Origin of the sequence: Citrobacter sp. Cpo221, assembly GCF_030332345.1 — a bacterium.
Classification (GTDB): domain Bacteria; phylum Pseudomonadota; class Gammaproteobacteria; order Enterobacterales; family Enterobacteriaceae; genus Citrobacter; species Citrobacter portucalensis.
This window is the reverse complement of the sequence record NZ_JAOWIA010000058.1, coordinates 104474-127091: the sequence shown is the minus strand read 5'-3', so window position 1 is coordinate 127091 and position 22618 is coordinate 104474. Positions and strand designations below refer to the sequence as shown.

The following is a 22618-nucleotide window of genomic DNA, read 5'->3' as shown; positions in this document are numbered from 1 at the left end:
TTTTGCTCCTTAAAGGTTGTCTTTCGCGACTTCGAAGTGCACCGACAGCAGCCAGGCCTCTTCCTCAGGAAGATTGCCAAACTCGGCGACCACGTCGCGGGCAAGCGCCATTGATTCGGCAGATATTTCATCAAACAAGCTGGCATCGACTTCTGGTAAGGGTTCACCCGTTACCGAGCGGTGCGCCATGGCGCGAACATGCGACGTCAGCATCTGTTCCTGTACGGCGTTGGGAATAATGTTGCGTTCACGCAGCAAGGCATACACCTGCGCCAGCATGCGGTCGGCCAGTTCCACCGATTCCCCCATGTCATTCATTACAGCTCCGTTATTCACTCGTCTTACCCCGTTAATGTCTCTGAGGGTAAATTAGCGACGGAGGTTATAAGTTTGTAGCGAGTTGTTTTCCACTTCGAAGTGGAAAGGTGTGCAGCGATAGTGATCTGTGCCGCAAAAAGGGCTGGAACCACGATTAATCACTGGAAGAATGTGATTGAGATCGCAAGAGCGAGCAGCAAAATGGAAGGAAGTGCGAACAATGAATGGACGATAAAAATGAAAAAATGTGATGGGGATAGCGTTTACTTATGGGACGTGCAGTAGCGGGGGTTTTATCCGACCTACGGGTATGCAGGCCGGATAGCGCAGATTAGCGGAACTTCTTGTGGTTTTCGTTGCGCGTAGTTTTCAGCTCTTCCGCAACGGCTTTCGCCTCTTTAACTTTACCTTCGTTCGCCAGCTTCAACGCACCGTCGATCTGACCGATCAGCGTGTCAAAGCCGTGGCGGAAATCCTTCATCTCCGGGCTGTCCGGGGATTTGTTTTCCAGCTTCGGCGGCGTTCCCTTTTGCGCGTCCAGCGCGGCTGCACGCATTTTGGTTAACGCATCTTTCAGTTCAGTCGCATTATCCGTTTTTTCGACGATTTTCAGGTTGTCGTTGAGGATCCCCATATCGTCTTCAAGATCGGCTGCAAACGCAGAAGAACCAAGAACCAGCGTTGAAGCTGCGACGATCGCTAACAGGTGTTTACGCATTGCTCACTTCCTTTTTTATTATTCAAAAATAAACAAACGCCAGATACCCTCAATAATTCACGCCACAGCTTGAAGTATGACGGATATTATTGCCCGGCGATCTTCATCTCCGGCAACAGGACCGAACCACACTGAATATTACTGCGCGTTTCAATATCGTTGCCGACGGTGACGATATTACGCCACATCTCTTTTAAGTTACCGGCGATGGTAATTTCACTCACCGGGTACTGAATTTCGCCGTTTTCGACCCAGAAGCCCGCCGCGCCGCGCGAGTAATCGCCGGTAATGCCGCTTACGCCCTGCCCCATCAGCTCGGTAACCACAAGACCTGTGCCCATCTCTTTAAGCAACTGCTCGAAGCTTAGACCCTGTCCCGGAATTCGCCAGTTGTGGATCCCGCCTGCATGACCGGTGCTCTTCAGCCCCAGCTTACGTGCGGAATAGTTGGTCAGCAGCCACTGAGTCAGCACGCCGTCTTTAATAATGTCGCGGCGTTCGGTCCGTACGCCTTCGCTGTCGAACGGCGACGACGCCAGCCCTTTCAGCAAGTGCGGATGTTCTTCAATGGTCAGCCATTCCGGCAGAATTTGCTTGCCCAGCGAGTCGAGCAGGAAGGTGGATTTGCGGTACACCGAGCCACCAGCAATCGCGCCGACCAGGTGTCCGAACAGTCCGGTCGCCACTTCATTGGCGAAAATCACTGGTGCTTTCATGGTGGAAAGTTTACGCGGAGACAGGCGAGATAAGGTACGGCGAGCACAGTCAGCCCCCACCCACTCCGGCGTTTGCAGATCGCCCATCGCCCGGCCAATGGTGTAGGCGTAATCACGCTCCATATCGCCATTTTCTTCTGCGATTACGCAGCTGGAAAGGGAATGGCGCGTGGAGCAGTAGCCCTGCAGCATGCCGTGGCTGTTGCCAAACACTTTGATGCCATAGTGGCTGTTAAAGCTGCCGCCCTCGGTGTTGGTGATACGCTTATCGGCCTGCAACGCCGCCTGTTCAGCGCGGGCAGCCAGTTCGATAGCTTCGTCAGGGGAAACTTCCGCCGGGTGGAACAGATCCAGATCGGGCGCATCAAAGGCCAGCAGTTCTTTATCTGCCACGCCCGCGCACGGGTCCGGCGAAGTGTAACGTGCAATGTCCAGCGCGGCCTGCACGGTACGTGCAATCGCCTGCGGGCTTAAATCGGTGGACGATGCGCTGCCCTTACGGTTCTGGTGGTAAACCGTAATCCCCAGTGCACCATCGCTATTGAATTCGACGTTCTCCACTTCACCATAACGGGTGCTGACGCTAATACCCGTGGTCTTGCTCACAGCGACTTCCGCGCCATCCGACTTACCTGACGCTAATTCCAGTGCCGTCGAGACTGCTTCTTCCAGAATCTTACGCTGCGCTTCAACTTGTGAGATTACTTTCATCGCAAATGCCATAATGTAGAGAGAGTTTCTCTGAAGTCTAACAGAGAACCGTTTTTCAGTGCGCATCTTAACTGGTAACATTAGCCTCTTTTTTTAAGGAGCCTGACATGACTAAGCAGCCCGAAGACTGGCTCGACGACGTTCCCGGTGATGACATCGAAGACGAAGACGATGAAATTATCTGGGTCAGTAAAAGTGAAATAAAACGTGACGCCGAGGAGTTAAAACACCTGGGTGTGGAACTGGTAAAACTGGGGAAAAACGCGCTGGATAAAATCCCGCTCGATGCGGATTTACGTGCCGCGATTGAGCTGGCCCAGCGTATTAAGATGGAAGGTCGCCGTCGTCAGCTGCAGCTGATTGGCAAAATGTTGCGCCAGCGCGATGTTGATCCTATCCGTCAGGCGTTGGACAAGCTAAAAAACCGTCATAACCAACAGGTCGTTGTCTTCCATAAGCTGGAGCAACTGCGTGACCGTATGGTTGACGGTAGCGATGAAGCTATCGAAGAAGTGATGAACCTGTGGCCTGACGCCGACCGTCAGCAACTGCGTTCGCTGGTGCGTAACGCCAGGAAAGAAAAAGCGGGCAACAAGCCGCCAAAATCTTCCCGCCAGATCTTCCAGTATCTGCGTGAACTGGCGGAAAACGAGGCCTAACCTCTTCGTCCGCCGAAAGTGCCGGATGGCGGTGCAAATACCTTATCCGGCCTACGATCCGTTGTAGGCCCGGTAAGCGTAGCGCCACCGGGCATTTTTTACTCTTCTTCCGCCTGAGCTTTCTTCGCCAGACCATCCAGCAGTTTTTGATGAATGCCGCCAAACCCGCCGTTGCTCATCACCAGAATGTGATCGCCAGGCTGCGCGGTTTTCACCACCATATCTGCCAGTGCATCCACATCGCCGCTCCAGTGTGCCGGCTGAACGCAGGCTTCAGCGACTTCTGCTACCTGCCACGGAATGTGCGGGGGTTGCAGCAGGAACACTTCGTCTGCACGCCCTAACGACGGCGCCAGGTCATCTTTGCACAGGCCCATTTTCATGGTGTTCGAGCGAGGTTCCAGCACAGCGATGATGCGCGCCGTGCCGCCCACTTTACCGCGCAGTGCCGCAAGCGTTGCCAGAATGGCCGTCGGGTGATGGGCAAAATCGTCATACACCGTCACGCCATTGGCTTCACCGCGCAGCTCAAGACGACGACGGGCGTTGATGAACGAGCCCAATGCATTGGCCGCATCCGCAGGCACGACGCCAACATGACGCGCGGCTGCAATCGCCATCAGGCCGTTGTGCATGTTGTGCTCGCCCACCAGGCCCCACTTCACTTCACCGACTTTTTCACCGTCCAGCCACACTTCCCACTCGGAGGCATCGGTGGTCAGCTTTTTCGCCTGCCAGTGACCTTGTTCGCCCACCAGCTCTTGTTCGCTCCAGCAGCCCATCGCCATCGTCTGTTTCAGATTGATGTCGTTTTCCGGGTAGATGATGCGTCCCTGGCCCGGCACGATACGCACCAGATGGTGGAACTGTTTCTGAATAGCTTTCAGATCGTCAAAGATGTCCGCGTGATCGAACTCAAGGTTGTTGAGGATCAGCGTGCGCGGGCAGTAATGCACGAATTTAGAACGCTTGTCGAAGAACGCGCAGTCGTACTCATCCGCTTCAATCACGAAGAAGTCGCTCTCGCCGAGGCGTGCGGAAACCTCAAAGTTGCCCGGAACGCCGCCGATGACAAAGCCAGGTTTATAGCCGCAGGCTTCGAGGATCCAGGTCGCCATTCCGGCGGTAGTGGTTTTACCGTGCGTACCCGCAACCGCCAGTACCCAGCGATCGCGCAAGACAAAGTCATGCAGCCACTGCGGGCCAGACATGTACGGAATGTTCTTTTCCAGCACCGCTTCCACGCACGGATTACCACGGGTCATGGCATTGCCGATGATCACCAGGTCCGGCTGTGGGTCGAGCTGGCTGGCATCGTAACCCTGAATCAGATCAATGCCTTGCTTCTCAAGTAAGGTACTCATCGGCGGATACACATTGGCGTCCGAACCGGTTACTTCATGACCGAGCGAGCGCGCCAGCATCGCCAGACCGCCCATGAAAGTGCCACAAATTCCCAAAATATGAATGCGCATACGTCACTATCCTTTTTTAATCTGGGGGCCATTTTACGCACATGTCCGGCAAGTGAGAAACGCATTTCAGGATATTCCGCAGTTTGCTGGCGCGATTCACCTAAGCGCAACAATGGAAATATTTGTTAATATTGTTGCGGTCGCTTTACTCCACATAAATTGCAGGGAAAGTGTTATGAAAACGTTAGGTGAATTTATTGTCGAAAAGCAGCACGAGTTTTCTCATGCTACCGGTGAACTCACTGCTTTGTTGTCGGCAATAAAGCTGGGCGCCAAGATCATCCACCGCGATATCAATAAGGCCGGTCTGGTCGATATCCTGGGTGCCAGCGGTGCTGAGAACGTACAGGGAGAGGTTCAGCAAAAACTCGATCTGTTCGCAAACGAAAAACTGAAAGCAGCACTGAAGGCGCGCGACATTGTGGCGGGCATTGCCTCAGAAGAAGAAGATGAAATCGTCGTCTTTGAAGGCTGTGAACACGCTAAATACGTTGTGCTAATGGATCCGCTGGATGGCTCATCCAACATCGATGTTAACGTCTCTGTCGGTACGATTTTCTCTATTTACCGCCGCGTAACCCCAGTCGGCACACCGGTCACGGAAGAGGATTTCCTGCAACCGGGCAACAAGCAGGTTGCTGCAGGTTACGTGGTTTATGGTTCTTCCACCATGTTGGTGTATACCACCGGCTGTGGCGTACATGCCTTCACCTACGATCCTTCTCTGGGCGTATTCTGCCTCAGCCAGGAACGTATGCGCTTCCCGGCGAAAGGCAGCACGTACTCCATTAACGAAGGCAACTACATCAAATTCCCGAACGGCGTGAAGAAGTACATTAAATTCTGCCAGGAAGAAGATAAGTCAACCCAGCGCCCGTACACCTCGCGCTACATTGGCTCTCTGGTTGCGGATTTCCATCGCAATCTGCTGAAAGGCGGGATCTACCTGTACCCAAGCACCGCCAGCCACCCGCAAGGGAAGCTGCGTCTGCTGTATGAATGCAACCCAATGGCCTTCCTGGCCGAACAGGCGGGCGGCAAAGCCAGCGATGGTAAAGAACGCATTCTGGATATCACCCCAGAAAGTCTGCACCAGCGCCGCTCCTTCTTCGTGGGTAACGACCATATGGTTGAAGATGTAGAACGCTTTATCCGCGAGTTCCCGGACGCGTAAGTATTATTCATCGCACGGACGTAGGCCGGATAAAACGCGTAGCGTTGCCATCCGGCCTACAAAATCCATCGTCCGGTTACGCTTTCTGTAGCTTAAATACGGCCATTGCTTCGATTAGCGCTGAAGACTGCTCTTCCAGCGAGCGGGTAGCCGCTGAAGACTGCTGTACCAGCGCCGCGTTTTGCTGTGCCGTTTCATCCATCTGAATCACCGCGATATTCACCTGCTCTATGCCGCGACTCTGTTCCTGGGACGCACTGGCAATTTCACGCATCAGTTTGGTCATACGCATAACCTCGGTCGCGATTTCATCCATGGTTTCGCCCGCCTGCTGCGCCAGTTCACTGCCTTCCCCCACATGGGTGTGCGAATCGCTGATTAGCGTACGGATCTCTTTGGCCGCCTCGGCGCTGCGACTGGCCAGATTACGCACTTCACCGGCGACAACCGCAAAGCCCCGCCCCTGCTCACCAGCTCGCGCCGCTTCAACGGAAGCATTGAGCGCCAGAATATTGGTCTGGAAAGCAATACCGTCGATTACGCTGAGGATGTCGGCGATTCGGCTGGAACTTACTGAAATATCGCGCATTTTCTCGATCACATAGCACACCATTTCGCTACCGCGATCGGCAGTATCCGACACCGATTTTGCCAGCTGGTGCGCCTGTTCCGCGTTCTGCGCATTCTGTTTCACCGTCGCCGTGAGTTCTTCCATGCTGGCGGCTGTCTGCTCCAGCGAAGTGGCCGTTGATTCAGTGCGTTGCGCCAGATGCTGGTTCCCGGCCGTCAGTTCACGACTGCCAATATCAATTTGCGAACTGGCATCGCGTACGCGCTGTACCGAGTCGCCCAGCGCATGGCGCATGTCATCCATTGCCGCGTTCAGGCGGTTGAATTCGGCGCTGGCTGACAACGCGGTAACCGGCGACAAATCCCCCGTTGCCAGACGTTCCAGTTGCTCAACCATGTTATCCAACGGTTTGAGAAACTTATTTCGCGGCATAAACCAAATGACCGCCAGCAATGCGATAGCAGCCAACATCGCAGAGCTCATAATACCGTGATAAATCAACGATGTAATGACACGGGTAGAAGCATATAGCCCCATACCACCGGTCAGTAACAGAAGGAACGTCAGCAGAGACAATAACACCAACAAACTTGATCGAATTGAAAGGGATTTTGGCATCGTTATATTTCCGGTTGTAGGGTTAAAACAGACCTGTACAGAACCTATCGACTACAACCGGAAAAAGTTTAGGTATTTAAATGTTTTGTGCAAAATCAGGATGTTACTTTGGTGTTGCCGCCGTACCCACTCGGGTCACCGGCGAGCTTTGACGATTTTCCCAAAGCACCGTCAGACCGCGTTGTAACGCTATAAAAATAAACAATAAAATACCAATCGCGATCTTCGTCCACCAGGAACTTAATGTGCCATCAAAATTAATGTAGGTCTGGATCAGCCCCTGAATGGCGACGCCAAACAATGTCCCTAACACCGTACCGACCCCGCCACTAAGCAGCGTTCCGCCAATCACGACGGAGGCTATCGCATCCAGTTCGACGCCAACGCCCGCCAGCGCATAGCCCGCCTGGGTATAAATGGAAAAGACAATGCCGGCAAGCGTCGCCAGCCCGGTAGACAGCATATAAATGCGGATGGTGGTGCTGCGAGTTGAGATGCCCATCAGGTTGGCAGAGGTGGCGTTGCCGCCAATCGCGTAAACCTGATTACCAAAGCGCGTACGGTGCGCCAGGAATATGCCGATGACGACAACCGCCAGCATCAGCAATCCCATCGCGCTCAGGCGACCACCGCCGGGAATTTTCCATGCCAGGCTTGAGAGCGTGTCATAAACCGGATGATTAATTGGGATAGATTCTTCAGAGACCAGATAGCTGACGCCGCGCAGGAAGAACATTCCCGCCAGGGTGATAATAAATGCCGGGATCTTCAGCGCATCAATCAGTAACCCCATAAACGCACCAAACGCGCAGCCCATCAGCAAAACCAATGGGAACGCCAGCAGCGGGGAAATGCCCCAAAAACCAATGGCCTTTGCCAGAAATACGCCGGTAAAGGCGATCACCGAGCCAACGGAAAGGTCGATCCCGCCAGAGAGGATCACGAAGGTCATGCCTACGGCAATGATGCCCAGAAAGGCGTTATCGGTCAGGATATTGCAAATGACCCGGGTGGAAGCAAAAGCGGGAAACTGCGTCAGGCAGTAGAGATAACCCAGCACAAACACGCCGAGGGTGATCATCAGCGGTAAATTACGTTTTATCATGACCACGCACTCCTTTTATCAGGCTGATAAAGCGTTGCGACTGCACGACCAGCACACACAACACCACCACGGCTTTGACCACCTGATTCAGTTCCGGCTGGAAGCCCGACAGCAAAATCCCGGTGTTCATGCCCTGAATAATCAACGCGCCTACCACCGACAGCAGCAGGTTAAAGCGCCCGCCCATCAGCGAGCCGCCGCCGATAACCACCGCCAGGATGGCATCCAGCTCCAGCCATAATCCGGCGTTATTGGCATCTGCCCCCCGGATATCCGCCGTGACAATAATGCCAGCGATAGCCGCGCACAGGCCGCTCAGCACATAGGTGAGCATCACGATAATGCGGGTGTTCACCCCGGCGTTTTTTGCCGCACGAATGTTGATACCCACCGCTTCGATAAACATACCCAGCGCCGTTTTCCGCGTCAGCAGCCAGAACACCACCAGCGTGAGCAGTGCAATAATTACCGGCGTGGGGAATAGTAAAAGCGAGCCGCTGCCAAACCATGACAGTTCGGGCGAGTTAAAGGTGACGATCTGCCCGGAAGTGATAAGCTGCGCCACCCCGCGCCCGGCCACCATCAGGATTAGCGTGGCGACGAACGGTTGAATCTTGAGGATGGCCACCAGAATCCCGTTCCACAGCCCAGCCAGAATGCCGGAGCCTAAGGCGGCAAGCAGAACCACCGGCAGACTGTGCCCGGCCACCGTCATCGCCGCAGTAGTGGCGCCAGCAATAGCCATGACGGCCCCCACGGAAAGGTCGATGCCGCCGGTAGCAATTACCAGCGTCATTCCAATCGCCAACAGCGCCACGGGAGCGGCGCGGTTGAGAATATCAATCGGGCTACCGAACAGCCGACCATCCTGCAAAATCACCTGGTAGAAGTGCGGGGCGACCAGGCTATCCACCAGCAGTACCAGCAGTAACGCCACCAGCTGTGGCATCCCCTTTGGCCAACGGAACCGCCGTTTAGGCGGATTGGATTGAGGGAGAGATTGAGGCATCACCATAGTCTCCTTAGGCCGCAATGGCGTTCATGATCGCCGGTACGGACAGTTCAGCCAGTGGGATCTCGGCCACCTGCTTGCGATCGCGCATAATAATGACCCGATCGGCATAGCCCACTAACTCTTCCAGTTCGGATGAAATGACCAGCAGCGCCAGACCATCCGCGCACAGCGTTTCGATCAGGCGGATGATCTCCGCATGCGCGCCGACGTCGATCCCACGCGTGGGTTCATCAAGGATCAGGAACTGCGGTTTGGTCAGTAACCAGCGCGAGAGCAATACTTTTTGCTGATTACCGCCGGAGAGAAATTCGATCGGCTGCTCAGCGTTGGGGGTACGAATACCAAGCTGGCGGATAAACCGCTCGGCAATCTCGTTTTGTTCTTTCCGTGGGATAGGCCGCAGCCAGCCGCGCTGTGCCTGCAATGCCAGAATGATGTTTTCCCGCACCGAAGCGGCGGCGATAATGCCATCCGTTTTGCGATCCTCCGGACAGAAACCGATCCCCAGACACGAAGCCTGATGCGGCGATCGCAAGGTCTGCGGTTTGCCTTTGATCAGCGCACTTCCGCTGTCGGCGGGTTTAATACCAAAGATCACCTCCGCCGTTTCCGTTCGCCCGGATCCCAGCAGTCCGGCGAGACCGACGATCTCACCGGGACGCACCTGTAGATCAAACGGCGCGATGGTGCCTTTTTTGCCAAAATCACTGAATGCCGCCACCGGTTTATCACTCAGCAAGGTGCGGCCCGCACGCTGTAGCGCATGGGTATCCAGTTCGCGGCCCAGCATCATTTTGACCAGTTCGATCTGAGGCAGCTCGCGGGTTTCACGGCAGCCAATGAAGCCGCCGTTCCGCAGGACGGTAATGCGATCGCTGACCTGATAAACCTGATCGAGAAAGTGGGTGACGAAGATCAGACTGACGCCGCGATCGCGCAGATGTCGCATCAGACCAAACAGCATTTCAACTTCCTGGGTATCGAGGCTGGCGGTGGGTTCATCGAGGATCAGCACTTTCGCGGAGAGATCGATCGCCCGACAGATGGCGACGATTTGTTGCATCGCCACGGAAAAGCGGTTCAGCGGCTCGCGCACATCGAGGGAAAAACCGTAAGACGCCATCAGCTCCGTCGCGCGCTTTTCCATCTGTTTGCGCTGGAGCAGGCCAAAACGCCGCGGTTCACGGCCAATAAATAAGTTATCGGCAACCGACATATTGGGCAGCAGGTTCACTTCCTGGTACACGGTGCCAATCCCCAGTTGTTGGGCATGGGCGGTGTTTTTGGGGGAGATCGGTTGGCCTTCGAGCCAGATTGTGCCACGATCGGCATGGTAAACGCCGGTCAGCGCTTTGATGAGCGTCGATTTGCCGGCTCCGTTTTCTCCCAGCAGCGCCATAATTTCACCGCGACGCAAACTGAAATCCACGTTATCCAACGCTTTGACGCCGGGAAAGAATTTGCTTAATCCTTCGGTGCGGAGGATTTCCTGATGTTGGTCGGTGGTCATGGTTCCCCCTGCATCACGCCGGATGGCGCTACGCTTATCCGGCCTACAAAAGAGCGTAATGTAGGCCGGGCAAGCGCAGCGCCCCCGGCATTTTCATGAAGGCTTAGTAGCCCATGTTTTTCTTCTTCTCTAACTCTTCTTTCGCCGTATCCGGCAGATAGAGGATCGACTTGGTAATGGTCAGCTTCTCAGGCATCGTGCCGTCTTTTTTGAATTTCTCCAGCGCGTCGAATGCCGGGCCGGCCATATTCGGCGTCAGTTCGACGCTAGCGTTGGCTTCGCCGTCAATCATCGCTTTGTAGATATCCGGTACGCCATCGATAGAACCGGTGAGAATATCTTTGCCAGGTTTCAGGCCCGCTTCTTTGATCGCCTGAATCGCACCGATCACCATGTCATCGTTGTGGGCGTAAACCATACAGATGTTCTTGCCGTTGTTTTCCGCTTTGATAAAGCTCTCCATCACTTCTTTCCCTTTACTGCGGGTGAAGTCACCGGACTGAGAGCGAATAATTTTGATGTTTGGCGCACTGGCAATGGCTTCAGCAAAGCCTTTCTTACGATCGATCGCCACGCTGGCCCCAACGGTCCCTTGCAGCTCAACGACGTTACACGGCTTGCCGTCCACTTGTTTAATCAGCCAGTCGCCGATCAATTTACCTTCCAACACGTTGTCGGCGGTGACGGTGGTCATATAGAGAGATTTGTCTTTTACATCGATGGAACGATCGAGCAAAAAGACCGGAATGTCGGCATCTTTAGCTTCTTTTAAAACCGGCTCCCAACCCGTTGCCACGACCGGCGCAATAAAGATGGCGTCGACGCCCTGCGCAACAAATGAGCGGACTGCTTTAATCTGGTTTTCCTGCTTTTGCTGGCCATCAGCGATTTTAAGCGTAATTCCCCGCTTTTCGGCCTCGCTTTTCGCGACGTTGGTTTCTGCGGCGCGCCAGCCGGATTCAGAGCCAACCTGCGAAAATCCTACGGTTAAAGGGGCTGCCATTGCCATAGACGACATGGCTGCCGAAACTGCTGTGACTAAAAGTAAGCGCTTCCACATAAGTGCGTCCTCGTAGGGTGATTATTGTTGGTTAATTAACCGTTGCGAAAAAACTATAGACAATTGAGCATGTAACGGATTGCGTTACATCACACTTCAAAAAAGTAAATAAAACGTTAATCACAACTTTGTAATCGCTTTCATCTCACTATGAAAAATGCGGCTGAAGATATGGATTTTTCTGTCACGAGAGAGAGGTAAAAAGAAGAAAATGCACGCAGAGAAAGCGAAAACAAGCGGAGACATTCCGCGCGAGTTGGCTATAATACCCGCCACTTGTTTGCCATAGCTTATTTAAAGGAAACAGACATGAGCTTACTCAACGTCCCTGCCGGTAAAGACCTGCCGGAAGATATCTACGTTGTTATCGAGATCCCTGCGAACGCAGATCCGATCAAATACGAAGTTGACAAAGAGAGCGGCGCCCTGTTCGTTGACCGCTTCATGTCCACCGCGATGTTCTATCCGTGCAACTACGGTTACATCAACCACACCCTGTCTCTGGATGGTGACCCGGTAGACGTTCTGGTCCCGACTCCGTACCCGCTGGAGCCAGGTTCAGTGATCCGCTGCCGTCCGGTTGGCGTACTGAAAATGACCGACGAATCCGGTGAAGATGCGAAACTGGTTGCTGTACCGCACACCAAGCTGAGCAAAGAATACGATCACATCAAAGATGTGACCGATCTGCCGGAACTGCTGAAAGCGCAGATCACCCACTTCTTCGAACACTACAAAGATCTCGAAGCGGGCAAATGGGTGAAAGTTGACGGTTGGGACAACGCTGAAGCTGCTAAAGCTGAAATCGTTGCTTCCTTCGAGCGCGCGAAGAAGTAAGTTCGCGTTAGCGTAAAGCCCTGAACGCCAGCCCCTGGTTAGTAAGGGTTTTTTAATTTCTACTTTCTTTTCCCCCTCCCCTTCGCTGTTTTCTTTTTGACCTACCAGATTGGGTAGTCACATTTCATTTATGTTAATTGCGAATGAGATTAGATCTCATTATCATTCTCGGCATGTAAATAAATGTGAATAAAAGTCAATGAACCTCCACAATGTGAAGTCCCTGAAACGCTATTCCTGCGTGGCTCTCGCCATAGCACTGTTATTTACCAGCCTGTCCAGCGGGGCGCAGACGCTACCTGAGCAAGATTTTCTGACCCGCGACGTTGGCAACGGCGTGTATGAACTGGCGGTTGATAGCCAGCAGAATGCGCTTTTTGCTGCCTCGTCGCCGTCGTTTGATAAAGATAAAACCAGCGGGCTTATCTATAAACTCGATCTGGAGAAACTCACCACGACTGAAGTTATCGAAACCAGCCGTCGTGCCTTTGCCACTGCCCTGGATGAAGAAAATCAGGTGCTGTACGTGGGTAACACGCTGGAGGGTTCCGTCACGCTCATTGATACCCGCAGCGGTAAAGAGCTGGCGATACTGCAACTGAGCGAAGCCAAAAACCCGAAAGAAATTGTCCATACCCGCGAAATGGTGCTCGATAAACAGCATCACCGCCTGTACGTTTCCGGCGTGGCTGAAAAAGGCATTGTCTGGGTGGTGGATACGCAAAAGCGCGAGAAAATCGCTACCCTTGAAAACATGGGCCAGTATCCGACCGGCATGGCCGTCGATGCAAATAAGAACCGCCTGTATGTCGTAAATGGCCGCAACGAACTTATTACACTGGATACCACCAACCATCAAATTATTAGCCGCTTTAGCATTGAGCCAGGCAAAAAACATTTTTTCCTGAATATTGCTTTGGATGCAAAAAATAATCGCGCATTCCTGACCGATCCTGATTTAGCGGATGTACTGGTTGTTGATATTAATACCGGTAAGGTTATTGCCCCCATTAAGGTTATCAACTCGCTGGCGGTGATATATAACGAAAAACGCCAGGAAGTGTATATCACCCACCGAAATGCAAAACGCATCAGCATTGTGGACAGCAAGACTTATCAGGTAAAACAAAGCATTGAAACCAATGCGTTACCTAACAGCCTGGCGCTCTCGTCTGATGCCAACACCCTGTATGTCAGCGTCAAACAGCCGGAAAAAATGGCAGGTGTGAAGCCCGACTACGTGCTGAAAATCGACCTCTCCAAATATTAATAATTAAAAACGCTTCTGACACCTTGCAGCTTTTCTGGGCTGCAAGGTGATGCTTTTATTTTTTACTTTTCAGGTGTCTATATTATGAAAACGCGTCAACTTATTACGCTGACAGGGATCGTTGCATTCTCAGGCGGTGTTATTTTCCCCACTCATGCAGAAGAACTCACCGAAACCTCACGCAATAGCGAAGATGAAATGGTGATCACCGCATCCGGGTTCTCGCAGCAAAAGCGCGAAGCGCCAGCCACCATTTCCGTTATCGATCGTAAAACGCTGGATATTCAGCCGGACCGTAGCATTGGTGAAGCGATTAAAAACCTTCCTGGCGTCTCGGTCACTAACAGCAGCGGCATGAACGCTGGCAGCATTATGATCCGCGGCATGGACCCGTCCTATACCGCGTTTATGGTCAACAGCGTCAAACAAAATACCGGTGAATCTCGCCCTTACGGGCATGACATCGGTACTGAAGCCAACTTCTTACCGCCGATGGAGGCCATTGAGCGTATCGAAGTTATCCGCGGGCCCATGTCCTCGCTGTACGGATCAGATGCCATCGGCGGTGTGGTCAACGTGATTACTAAAAAACCGTATGGTGCAAAAGAGTGGACAACGGCAATTGCCGCCAATACCTGGCTTCAGGAACACCAGTATTTGGGTAATACCAGCCAGATGAATCTGTTTACCATGGGGCCGATTGTGCCCGATGTTCTCGGCCTTAGCGTAGCGGCCGACTGGCTCGACCGTCGCGATGACGATCGCAATAACTATTTCGGCAAACACAACCGTAAATCCGTTGATATGACGCTGGGCTTGGCCGCTAGCGAAAATAACCTGTTCGACCTCAATGTGGTCACCGGTGAGCAGGAGAAAAACCGTACCCAGAAGCGCGGCGCGCCGTGGTCATGGCTGTTCGATCGTAACGCCGCCACCCTAACGCATACCGGCTGGTATGCCGACGACACCATCGCAACGACCAACTACATAAACTATGAAAAAGGCCGTTCGAAGTACGTTTATGACAGCCAGTCGCCGCAGTATGTGCAGATGGAGAACTACGTCGCCAATTCGCAAACCACCTTCACGCTCGACAACCATAAACTGACCGTTGGGGCGAATTTCACCCGCGAAGAGCTGAATGACCGCTTTGATGTGGCCAACAAAACGCTGCCCGGATCTGAGCCAGTGACAAAAATCAGCCGTAACGGTTGGGCATTGTTTGCTGAAGACGGCTGGAGCATTGACGACTTCATCCTGACCACATCAGCGCGTATGGACCAGGATGATAACTTTGGCACACATATTACGCCGAAAATGTACGGTAACTGGGCCTTCAGCAATGACTGGGCGCTGAAGGGCGGCGTTTCCGCAGGTTATAAAAAACCTGAGCTGCGTGCGACATCCAGCGACTTTGTCACCCCATACGGCTCGACTGTACCTTATCCCTTCCTGACCGTCGGTAACGACGATCTGAAACCAGAACAAAGCGTTAACTCTGAGCTGGGCCTCTACTGGACGGGGAATGCGCTGTCACTGGATAGCACCGTCTTCTATACGCAGTTCAAAGACAAAATTGCTGAACAAACCATTTGCGAAACCACATCGACGAATCAGTGCTCCGTGAATGGCTACAAGGCGGACTCCGTCAGTAAATACTTCAACGTCAGCAAGGCGGACGTGTACGGTATAGAACTGAATGCCGACTGGCAGATTAGCGCCGATGTGAAAGCCAACGCTAACTACACCTGGAACCACAGCGAACAGAAAAGCGGCGTAAACAAAGGCTACGCGCTCAACGATTATCCGCGCCATATGGCGAACCTGTCGCTGAACTGGGCGGCAACGCAGAGTCTGGACGTATGGAGTACGGTGAATTACCGCAGCAGTAACCGCAACAGCGGCAATAACTATAAGTACGATGACTACACGATGGTCGACGTAGGCGTACGTTATAAGCTCAATAAGCACACGCAGCTGATGGCAGGGATCTACAACGTGCTGGATGAGGATCCGAAACTGACGACTGCATGGAATGAATCCGCGCAGGTGGAAGGCCGCCGCTATAACCTCGGCGCGCGCGTGGAGTTTTAAGCCTTTAATAAACAACGCCACCCGAAGGCGGCGTTGTTTATTCTGGTAGGCGATATATCAGTACTGGTCTCTGTCTAACCAGTTACCGCTTTCAATCAGCGTTAAGCCATCAACCGGACGTTGGTACACGTACATCCATGCACTTCCGTACGGCGTTTGAATTAACTGGCGTGCGTATTCACCGCCGCGGGTACGCAGAGCGTCAAGCTCTGCCAGCGTGGCGTTATCAATACGATAAACTTCCCCGTGTACTGTTCCATTTCCCGGAACCGCGCCTGGATAGTGGCCCAGGCTGTACAACTGGTAGTTATCGATACTGAAATTTCCCAGCAACAGGGCATTGGTCATCCAGTGGCTGTTGCCTTGTTTGGTTCGTAAACTGCCGTAGACAAATATTCGCATTGCTAAAACTCGAACTGATAGAGCAAATCAAGTGCCTGATCTACGCCAGACACTGCTTCCAGATATAGCTTAGGCATCAGACGATAACGTAGCGTGAGTGTCGCTAAGGAGTCAAATATACCCACACCATATTTCACCTGCAGACCTGGCAGTACGTATCCGCTGACAACCACCTGAGATGAGTCGCCCACCCCTTGCGTGTCCAGTGCCAGATTGCTTACGCCAAATGTCTCCCCGATTTTACCCACAACCTGACCACTTTGTGCAACCCCCAGACCAATAAGCATTGAAGTCATCGCTGCGCTATCGCTTTGTTCGCTATCCAGCCCTTGTCCACGTAGCAGGTAGGAAAGCGCCATTTGCTGCGACATTGCCGGGTCGGAGAAGATCTCCGCCTTCGGTTCATCGGCGGTACCGGTGACGCGAACGCCAGCGATCACATCGTCTTCGGTGGCATCTGGGTTACGAATCGCTTCGATGTTGAGCAACGGCTGATCCGGCGGACCGGAGAACAACAGCTCGCCCTTACGCACAATCAGATCCTGACCATAGGCGTGGAAGCGACCGCTCGGGATATTAATTTGCCCGTTAAGCCCCAGACCTTGCTTATCCTGCACCACTTTCAGATCGCCCGTCAGACGCGCTTTCAGACCAAAGGCGTCAAGACGCACGTTGTTACCAACGTGGATGTTCAGGTTGCTGTTGATCGGAATACCGGCGGTCTGCGGTTTCTCGGGCTGCAGATTGTTGTTAAGCATGACCATATCGCTGGAAACCCCAACCGCGCTTTCCGGCAGGTCATGTACCACGATACGCGCCCACGGCACATCCACGTTGCCATCGAGAGTAAACAGGCTTGGTGTAGCTTCAAAGACCACGTCCGGCGATACATCCAGGCGGACCATCGGCGGTACGGTAATACGTACCCTGCTGCCTTTAGCCGCAACGCGCGCCCGCCAGTTGTCTATCTGACTCCAGTCGGCATCGCCGCTCAGGTTAATTTCGCCCTGCTGCGTACGCACCACGCCCGCCAGCGTTGAGCGTGTTCCGGCGAAGTTAACAGCTAACTGGCTTGGCTGCATGTCAAACGGCATGAAGTTACCGTCAATATCCAGACCGCTCAGTTGCAGCTGTCCGAGCAACTGCGGGCTTTGCACATCTCCGCCCAGCCGCAGGTTGGCGTTGATCATCCCTGCCGCTTTTTCACCGCGCGAGAAGATGGGGTTCACCATCGCCAGATTGAAGTTGCGAATATTGACGTTACCGCCCAGATTACGACGCCCTTGCGGGTCCGTTACCTGCACCTGCCCGTCAAACTGCCCGTTGTTGGTCAGACGAATCAGCCAGCCCAACTCGGCACGGTTATTGTGCAGGTCGGCGGTCAGATTCAGCGTTTCAAACGCTACGGGGAGCGGGGCATCATTCACGCTTTGCGTGACCTTGACGTTACGTCCGCTCAGGGTGACCTGCCCCTGTGGCAGCCCCTCTTTGGTGGTGTCCCAGCTCACATCAGCTTTGCCGGTGAACACACCGCTGGCCTGGGTTGTCTCCGGCATAAACGGTTTTAGCATAGCCAGGTCGAAGCGGTTAAGGTTCACCACCGCGCGACCTTCTGCACCGGCATCAATGGTTTGTGGTACGCACAGCTCCGCATTCGGGTTGTTCCAGCAGTGCGGCCCGATACTAATTTTCTGTTCCTGATTACGATAATCCAGCGCGATAGCCCGGTTGAGCGACCACGGACCGACCGGCGTCTGGAAACGGGTATTGCTTAACCCTCCTTTCCAGCGCTGTTCTTTGCGATCAAAGCTCCCGGCAAGATCCAGTTGCCCGGAAACCGGCTCACCCTGAATGCGTAACTGCAGCTCATGCTGCTTTTCACTGCCTTTGGCGTTGAGCGTCACCAGACCAATATTCACGTCAGGTTGTACAATCCGCTCTACGCGAACGTTGAGATTACCGGCGATTTGCTCGGCCGATTTCACATCGCCTTCGACGCGCACCTGAGCAACGGAAAGTTCCTGCCAGCGCAGACCACGGGCGGTAATATCCGCCAGCAGCTGTGGTGCTTCAACCGTACCGCGAACTTTTACCAGCCCTTTCGCCGTACCGCCCAGCCCCGGCAGCGCGTTATCCAGGCTTGGGGCATCAATCGTCGCGTCGAGGTTAAGGTCTTTAACCCCCAGTTCGCCTTTTACGTCCGCACTGTTACGTCCCAGCTCCAGATGCAGGCCCGGGATCGTCCACTGCAGGTAGCTATTCCCCTTCAGCGAACCGTTCACATTGACCTTGTTCTGTTTCACGTTGCCGGTCAGCTTCAGCTCCGGAACCTCCATCTGCCAGCTTCCGCCGTACAGACTGCCGCGCGTTTTCACCAGGCCATTCAGTTTTGACGGCCAGTCCGGGATCGCTTTCACGGTATTGATACCATCCAGCGTTAGCTCCCCGCGCCAGCTGATCGCCTGCTGCCAGTCCACCAGCGCTTTCAGCTCAGTTTTCCCTTCCAGCGCCGCAACGCTGAGTTTATCGAGATTGATCTGTTGCTCGTTGCCTTTGGCGTCCAGCGTGATAGTAGCCGGAGGAATATCCTGACCTTTCACGGCGGTACGCATCGACAGCGTATAGTCGGTCATCTTGCCGGTCAGTTTGAGCTTGATGTCATCGGCCTGGAACTGTTTCTCACCGGTAAACGGCCAGTAAACCTGCTTACTCACCACCTCAATGTTGAGAGGCAATCCGGCTTCTGCCAGGCGCGTCTGCGCACGCAGGTCCATATCCACCGGACCAGACAGATTGACGCCGACTTCCAGCTGTTCGCGCAGCGCGCCGCCAACCTTCAGCTTCACCTTTTCGCCTTTTAACGGGTCGATGTTTAGCGTGCTGTTTAACGTAATATCAACCGGCCACGTGTCGGTCAGTTGCGCCGTGCCGCTGGCTTTTACCGTTCCCTGATTCGAGTCGATATCCAGCGCGTCGAGCTTCATGTTGCCGTCTATGCTGCTCACTTTCAGCAGCATGCTATGTACCGTTAAATCCGTATCCCCAGTCACGCGCAGCTGCTCGCCGCGAAACTCTTCAATATTGAGATTGAGCGGCAGATGGACATCGGTCATTTCCGGCAGTACCGGCTTTGAGAACAGATCTTTTAGCGTTTCGCCGAGCGGCTTTTCATCCGGCTGCGGGTTTTGAATCTTCGGTTCGACAACCTCTTCCTGTGCCACTTCCGCCACTTTAGGCAGAGCAATCAGCAGCCCCTGTAATGACGTTGGCTTCAACGTCAGCGTTTTTTCCTGCCAGTTCAGGCCGGAAGTAAAATCCAGCACTGAAACCGTGGTGTCATCGATTTTGATATTGATGTTGTTCAGCGCCACGCGCGAAAGCGTGATGGGGTAAGGCGTGGAAAGATTAAGCGGACCGCTCTCTTCTTCCTCTACCGGCGCGGATGGCGGCATCTTTTTGCTGTCGATCGCCACGTTGATGTTTTTCAGCGCCAGATCGTTGACGCACAGGCTGCTGTCCCACAGACAGTTAAGCCCCACGGCCAAATGCACTTCACCAGCATTCACCGCCACGCCAGGCTGGTCGTAGCGAATATTTTTCAGTGATAGATCCCGCCAGCCGCCGGTGACCTGACCAATCTCCAGCCCCGGAACCCAACGATTAGCTGCTTTGAAGATCAGATGCAGGCCCGAGGTGGTACCGACGAGGAACGCCACCGTGCCTAACAACAGCAGGATAAAAATCAGCACGCCGAGGCTTATCTTCTTCCATAAACTCATAATTCAGGCCCCAGACCGATGTAAAACTGTAAACCATGTTCATCTTTGTCGCCGACCGGGACGGCAAAGTCGAGCTTGATAGGTCCCACTGGTGATTGCCAGCGTACGCCGACCCCGGCACCGGTTTTGAAATCGCTTCGGCGAATATCGCTGACCGCTTCACCGCTATCGACAAACATCGCGCCCCACCATTTACCGGTCACGTTGTACTGGTATTCCAGCGAGCCAGTTGCCAGCTTAGAGGCCCCTTTCAGCTTGCCGTCGCTGCCTTCCGGCGAAATAGATTTGTATTTGTAGCCGCGAATACTGCGATCGCCCCCGGCAAAGAAACGCAGGTCCGGCGGTACTTTGTCGAAGTCTCCGGTTTCAATCCAGCCGAGGTTGCCGCGCATCACAAAGCGATGCCTGTCGTACAGCGTGCGGATCCAAACGTTTTGCGCCTGGAAGACGGAGAAATCAACGTCTGAACCCCAGGCCGTGTTGGAGTAATCAATGGAATAACGCTGAGAGTCGCCCCAGACAGGCATCAGGCCGCCGCGTGAGCGCGTCCGGCTGATCATCACGCCCGGATAGAGCAGCATAGTGGTGTTGGTGACGTTACCCTGGGTAAAGTGGTCGAGACTCCAGCGCAGGTTAATCGCGCGCTGCCAGCCGCTGGAGAGGTCCCAGTAGCGGGAAACCGCAAGCGTTGTGGAATCCTGCTCGGTGTCGTTTAAATCGGTACGCTTAAAGCCGCCCTGTACCAGGTAATACTGTTCCAGCGGGTTCTTTAACAGCGGCATTTTATAGCTGAAATCAAGCACCTGCTCTGGCGCCGAGATACTGGCGCTGGTCGTCAGGCTATGGCCGTAGGAGTTCATCCACGGCTTTTTCCACGAGGTCTTCACCCGTGGCCCGACGTCAGTTGAATAGCCGACCCCGGTTTCGATGGTGTTTTCGGTTCGCGGTGAGACCACGCCTTTCAGCGGCAGCACTTTGGTTTTGCGGGCTTTATCAAACTCCGGTGCGACGACCACGGAATTAAACCATCCGGTCGCCGACAGACGACGGTTCAGTTCGCCCAGATCTTTCGACTCGTACTCTTCACCTTCTTTAAAGGGCACCAGATTTTGCAGATACTCATCGCGAATTTGCGAGCCTTCAAAAGTGACATGCCCAAAGCGATAGCGTTCGCCGCTGTTGTAATCGATATCCCAGAACGCCTGGCGACGCTCAAGCGCTATTCCAAGCTGGCTTTTATTAAATTCACTGTCGAAATAACCTTTACGCAGCGCCACGCTGGTGAGTGACTTTTTGAAGTTGTCATAGTCCCCCTGATTCAGCACGGTGCCGATTGCCGGGCGCGTTTTCAGCAGATCCAGATAATCTTTATCCGTACGCGCGCCACCGCGCAAAATCACCTCAGTGCCACCAATCAGCACCGGCTCGCCGGGGGTCACTTTGGCAATCAGCACCTGGCGGCCTTTCGCCGGCGGTGGACGCAGTTCAAAATCAATGGTCGGCTCAAAGTAGCCCAGCGCTTTTAGCCCTTCGCGGATGGCATCATCAACGCGCGCACGAAAGCGTCGGTCTGGAGTGACTTCATCACTTTGAATCGTGGACAGCTGCGCACGGACGTTTTTCTCCAGCGGTCCTGATAATCCTTCGACCTGTAAGCGAACATTCGCGGCGGCGGCGGAGCCACTTAAGCACAGTAATCCCACCCAACATAACTGACGGATATGTGGCACATTTTCTCCTGAATATCCTTTTTTCCCACCCCTGGAAAAAAATACTATGCCGTTCCTCGGCTTAACAAAAAATCAACAATAAGAGTTGAAAAACAGACGACAACCCAAATATTTCTTATGTTTAACTCTAGACGTATTCACGCCGTTTATTGTGGGCAAAGACGCGTCTCGTTACAACCTTAACCCAAATGACTGATTTCGGGAGAACGGCCATGAGTTTATTTGATAGAAAGCATCTTGTTACTCAAGCAGATGCCCTACCTGGACGCAACACCCCGATGCCAGTGGCAACGCTGCATGCGGTTAACCAACATTCGATGACCAATGTGCCCGACGGTATGGAGATAGCTTATTTCGCCATGGGATGCTTCTGGGGCGTTGAGCGTTTATTTTGGTCATTGCCAGGGGTCTACAGCACGGCGGCCGGGTACACCGGCGGCTACACCCCAAACCCAACCTATCGGGAAGTGTGTTCTGGCGATACCGGGCATGCCGAAGCGGTACGCATCGTCTATGACCCGCATGTTATCAGCTACGAACAACTGCTGCAGGTGTTCTGGGAAAATCACGACCCGGCTCAAGGCATGCGTCAGGGGAACGACCAGGGCACGCAGTATCGCTCCGCCATTTACCCGTTAACGCCGGAACAAACCGCCGCCGCACAGGCCAGCCTTGAGCGTTTTCAGGCAGCAATGACCGCCGCAGGCGACGAGCGCACCATTACCACGGAAATCACTACGGCAACCCCGTTCTATTATGCCGAGGACGATCACCAGCAGTATCTGCACAAAAATCCTTACGGATATTGTGGCATTGGTGGTATTGGTGTTTGCCTGCCGCCACAAGGATAATTTCC

At 53.7% G+C, this 22618-nt stretch carries 18 protein-coding genes; 6 read left to right on the top strand and 12 right to left on the bottom strand.

All coding sequences use genetic code 11. The features are described 5' to 3' along the window. Window positions 1-9 precede the first annotated feature (9 nt). The 3 genes from OGY72_RS18280 to pmbA all read right to left on the bottom strand — a co-directional run bounded on the left by OGY72_RS18280 (window position 10) and on the right by pmbA (window position 2475). The gene (locus tag OGY72_RS18280) at window positions 10-318 is read right to left on the bottom strand and encodes a glycine dehydrogenase (RefSeq protein ID WP_003025758.1); all 309 of its coding nucleotides are present in this window, start codon (window positions 316-318) and stop codon (window positions 10-12) included. 331 nt (window positions 319-649) lie between these two features. Next, window positions 650-1036 (bottom strand): cytochrome b562, encoded by a 387-nt coding sequence (cybC, locus tag OGY72_RS18275; RefSeq protein WP_003025756.1) that lies wholly within the window; start codon window positions 1034-1036, stop codon window positions 650-652. Between the two features lie 86 nt (window positions 1037-1122). After that, complete coding sequence (gene pmbA / locus OGY72_RS18270; RefSeq protein WP_003830385.1) at window positions 1123-2475, bottom strand: metalloprotease PmbA; 1353 nt, start codon at window positions 2473-2475, stop codon at window positions 1123-1125. A gap of 95 nt (window positions 2476-2570) precedes the next feature. Between pmbA and yjgA the strand changes: the two genes are divergently transcribed. After that, on the top strand, window positions 2571-3122 hold the full coding sequence (gene yjgA / locus OGY72_RS18265) for a ribosome biogenesis factor YjgA (RefSeq protein ID WP_008786039.1): 552 nt from the start codon (window positions 2571-2573) through the stop codon (window positions 3120-3122). 98 nt (window positions 3123-3220) lie between these two features. On the opposite strand, the gene mpl is transcribed toward yjgA, so the two are convergent. Next, entirely contained in the window at window positions 3221-4597 is a 1377-nt protein-coding gene (gene mpl, locus OGY72_RS18260; protein WP_003830388.1) for a UDP-N-acetylmuramate:L-alanyl-gamma-D-glutamyl-meso-diaminopimelate ligase, read from the bottom strand. Window positions 4598-4772: 175 nt separating this feature from the next. On the opposite strand from mpl, the gene fbp reads away from it, so the two are divergent. After that, window positions 4773-5771, top strand: coding sequence for a class 1 fructose-bisphosphatase (gene fbp, locus OGY72_RS18255; RefSeq protein ID WP_016155536.1), 999 nt, complete (start codon window positions 4773-4775; stop codon window positions 5769-5771). A gap of 76 nt (window positions 5772-5847) precedes the next feature. On the opposite strand, the gene OGY72_RS18250 is transcribed toward fbp, so the two are convergent. The 5 genes from OGY72_RS18250 to ytfQ all read right to left on the bottom strand — a co-directional run bounded on the left by OGY72_RS18250 (window position 5848) and on the right by ytfQ (window position 11650). Then, window positions 5848-6960, bottom strand: coding sequence for a methyl-accepting chemotaxis protein (locus OGY72_RS18250; protein WP_286548653.1), 1113 nt, complete (start codon window positions 6958-6960; stop codon window positions 5848-5850). A 103-nt stretch (window positions 6961-7063) separates the two neighbouring features. Continuing rightward, window positions 7064-8065 carry a galactofuranose ABC transporter, permease protein YjfF gene (gene yjfF, locus OGY72_RS18245; RefSeq protein ID WP_063941641.1) on the bottom strand — a complete coding sequence of 334 codons (1002 nt, stop codon included), beginning with the start codon at window positions 8063-8065 and terminating at the stop codon, window positions 7064-7066. Next, a complete protein-coding gene (ytfT, locus tag OGY72_RS18240) occupies window positions 8052-9074 on the bottom strand; it encodes a galactofuranose ABC transporter, ATP-binding protein YtfT (RefSeq protein WP_008323019.1) in 1023 nt (340 codons plus the stop codon). The genes yjfF and ytfT overlap by 14 nt, the downstream gene beginning before the upstream one ends. 13 nt (window positions 9075-9087) lie before the next feature. Beyond that, a complete protein-coding gene (gene ytfR / locus OGY72_RS18235) occupies window positions 9088-10590 on the bottom strand; it encodes a galactofuranose ABC transporter, ATP-binding protein YtfR (RefSeq protein WP_286548650.1) in 1503 nt (500 codons plus the stop codon). 103 nt (window positions 10591-10693) lie between these two features. Further along, window positions 10694-11650 (bottom strand): galactofuranose ABC transporter substrate-binding protein YtfQ, encoded by a 957-nt coding sequence (gene ytfQ, locus OGY72_RS18230; protein WP_003025728.1) that lies wholly within the window; start codon window positions 11648-11650, stop codon window positions 10694-10696. A gap of 309 nt (window positions 11651-11959) precedes the next feature. Here ytfQ and ppa point away from each other — a divergent pair, with 309 nt between their 5' ends. From ppa to OGY72_RS18215, 3 genes are all read left to right on the top strand, one after another. Continuing rightward, window positions 11960-12487 (top strand): inorganic diphosphatase, encoded by a 528-nt coding sequence (gene ppa, locus OGY72_RS18225; protein WP_003025726.1) that lies wholly within the window; start codon window positions 11960-11962, stop codon window positions 12485-12487. A gap of 199 nt (window positions 12488-12686) precedes the next feature. Continuing rightward, window positions 12687-13757 (top strand): 7-bladed beta-propeller protein YncE, encoded by a 1071-nt coding sequence (gene yncE / locus OGY72_RS18220; RefSeq protein ID WP_126319433.1) that lies wholly within the window; start codon window positions 12687-12689, stop codon window positions 13755-13757. Between the two features lie 84 nt (window positions 13758-13841). Continuing rightward, window positions 13842-15851: a TonB-dependent receptor domain-containing protein gene (locus OGY72_RS18215; protein WP_286548647.1), complete on the top strand. Its 2010-nt coding sequence runs from the start codon at window positions 13842-13844 to the stop codon at window positions 15849-15851. Between the two features lie 57 nt (window positions 15852-15908). On the opposite strand, the gene OGY72_RS18210 is transcribed toward OGY72_RS18215, so the two are convergent. Genes OGY72_RS18210 through tamA form a run of 3 tightly spaced genes read right to left on the bottom strand, consistent with a single transcriptional unit; the run spans window position 15909 to window position 21762 of the window. Continuing rightward, complete coding sequence (locus OGY72_RS18210) at window positions 15909-16253, bottom strand: gamma-glutamylcyclotransferase family protein (protein ID WP_003025723.1); 345 nt, start codon at window positions 16251-16253, stop codon at window positions 15909-15911. A 2-nt stretch (window positions 16254-16255) separates the two neighbouring features. After that, window positions 16256-20032 (bottom strand): autotransporter assembly complex protein TamB, encoded by a 3777-nt coding sequence (gene tamB / locus OGY72_RS18205; RefSeq protein WP_279275250.1) that lies wholly within the window; start codon window positions 20030-20032, stop codon window positions 16256-16258. Beyond that, window positions 20029-21762, bottom strand: coding sequence for an autotransporter assembly complex protein TamA (tamA, locus tag OGY72_RS18200; RefSeq protein WP_003025718.1), 1734 nt, complete (start codon window positions 21760-21762; stop codon window positions 20029-20031). The genes tamB and tamA overlap by 4 nt, the downstream gene beginning before the upstream one ends. Before the next feature lie 212 nt (window positions 21763-21974). On the opposite strand from tamA, the gene msrA reads away from it, so the two are divergent. Then, complete coding sequence (msrA, locus tag OGY72_RS18195; protein WP_003830412.1) at window positions 21975-22613, top strand: peptide-methionine (S)-S-oxide reductase MsrA; 639 nt, start codon at window positions 21975-21977, stop codon at window positions 22611-22613. Window positions 22614-22618 lie beyond the last annotated feature (5 nt).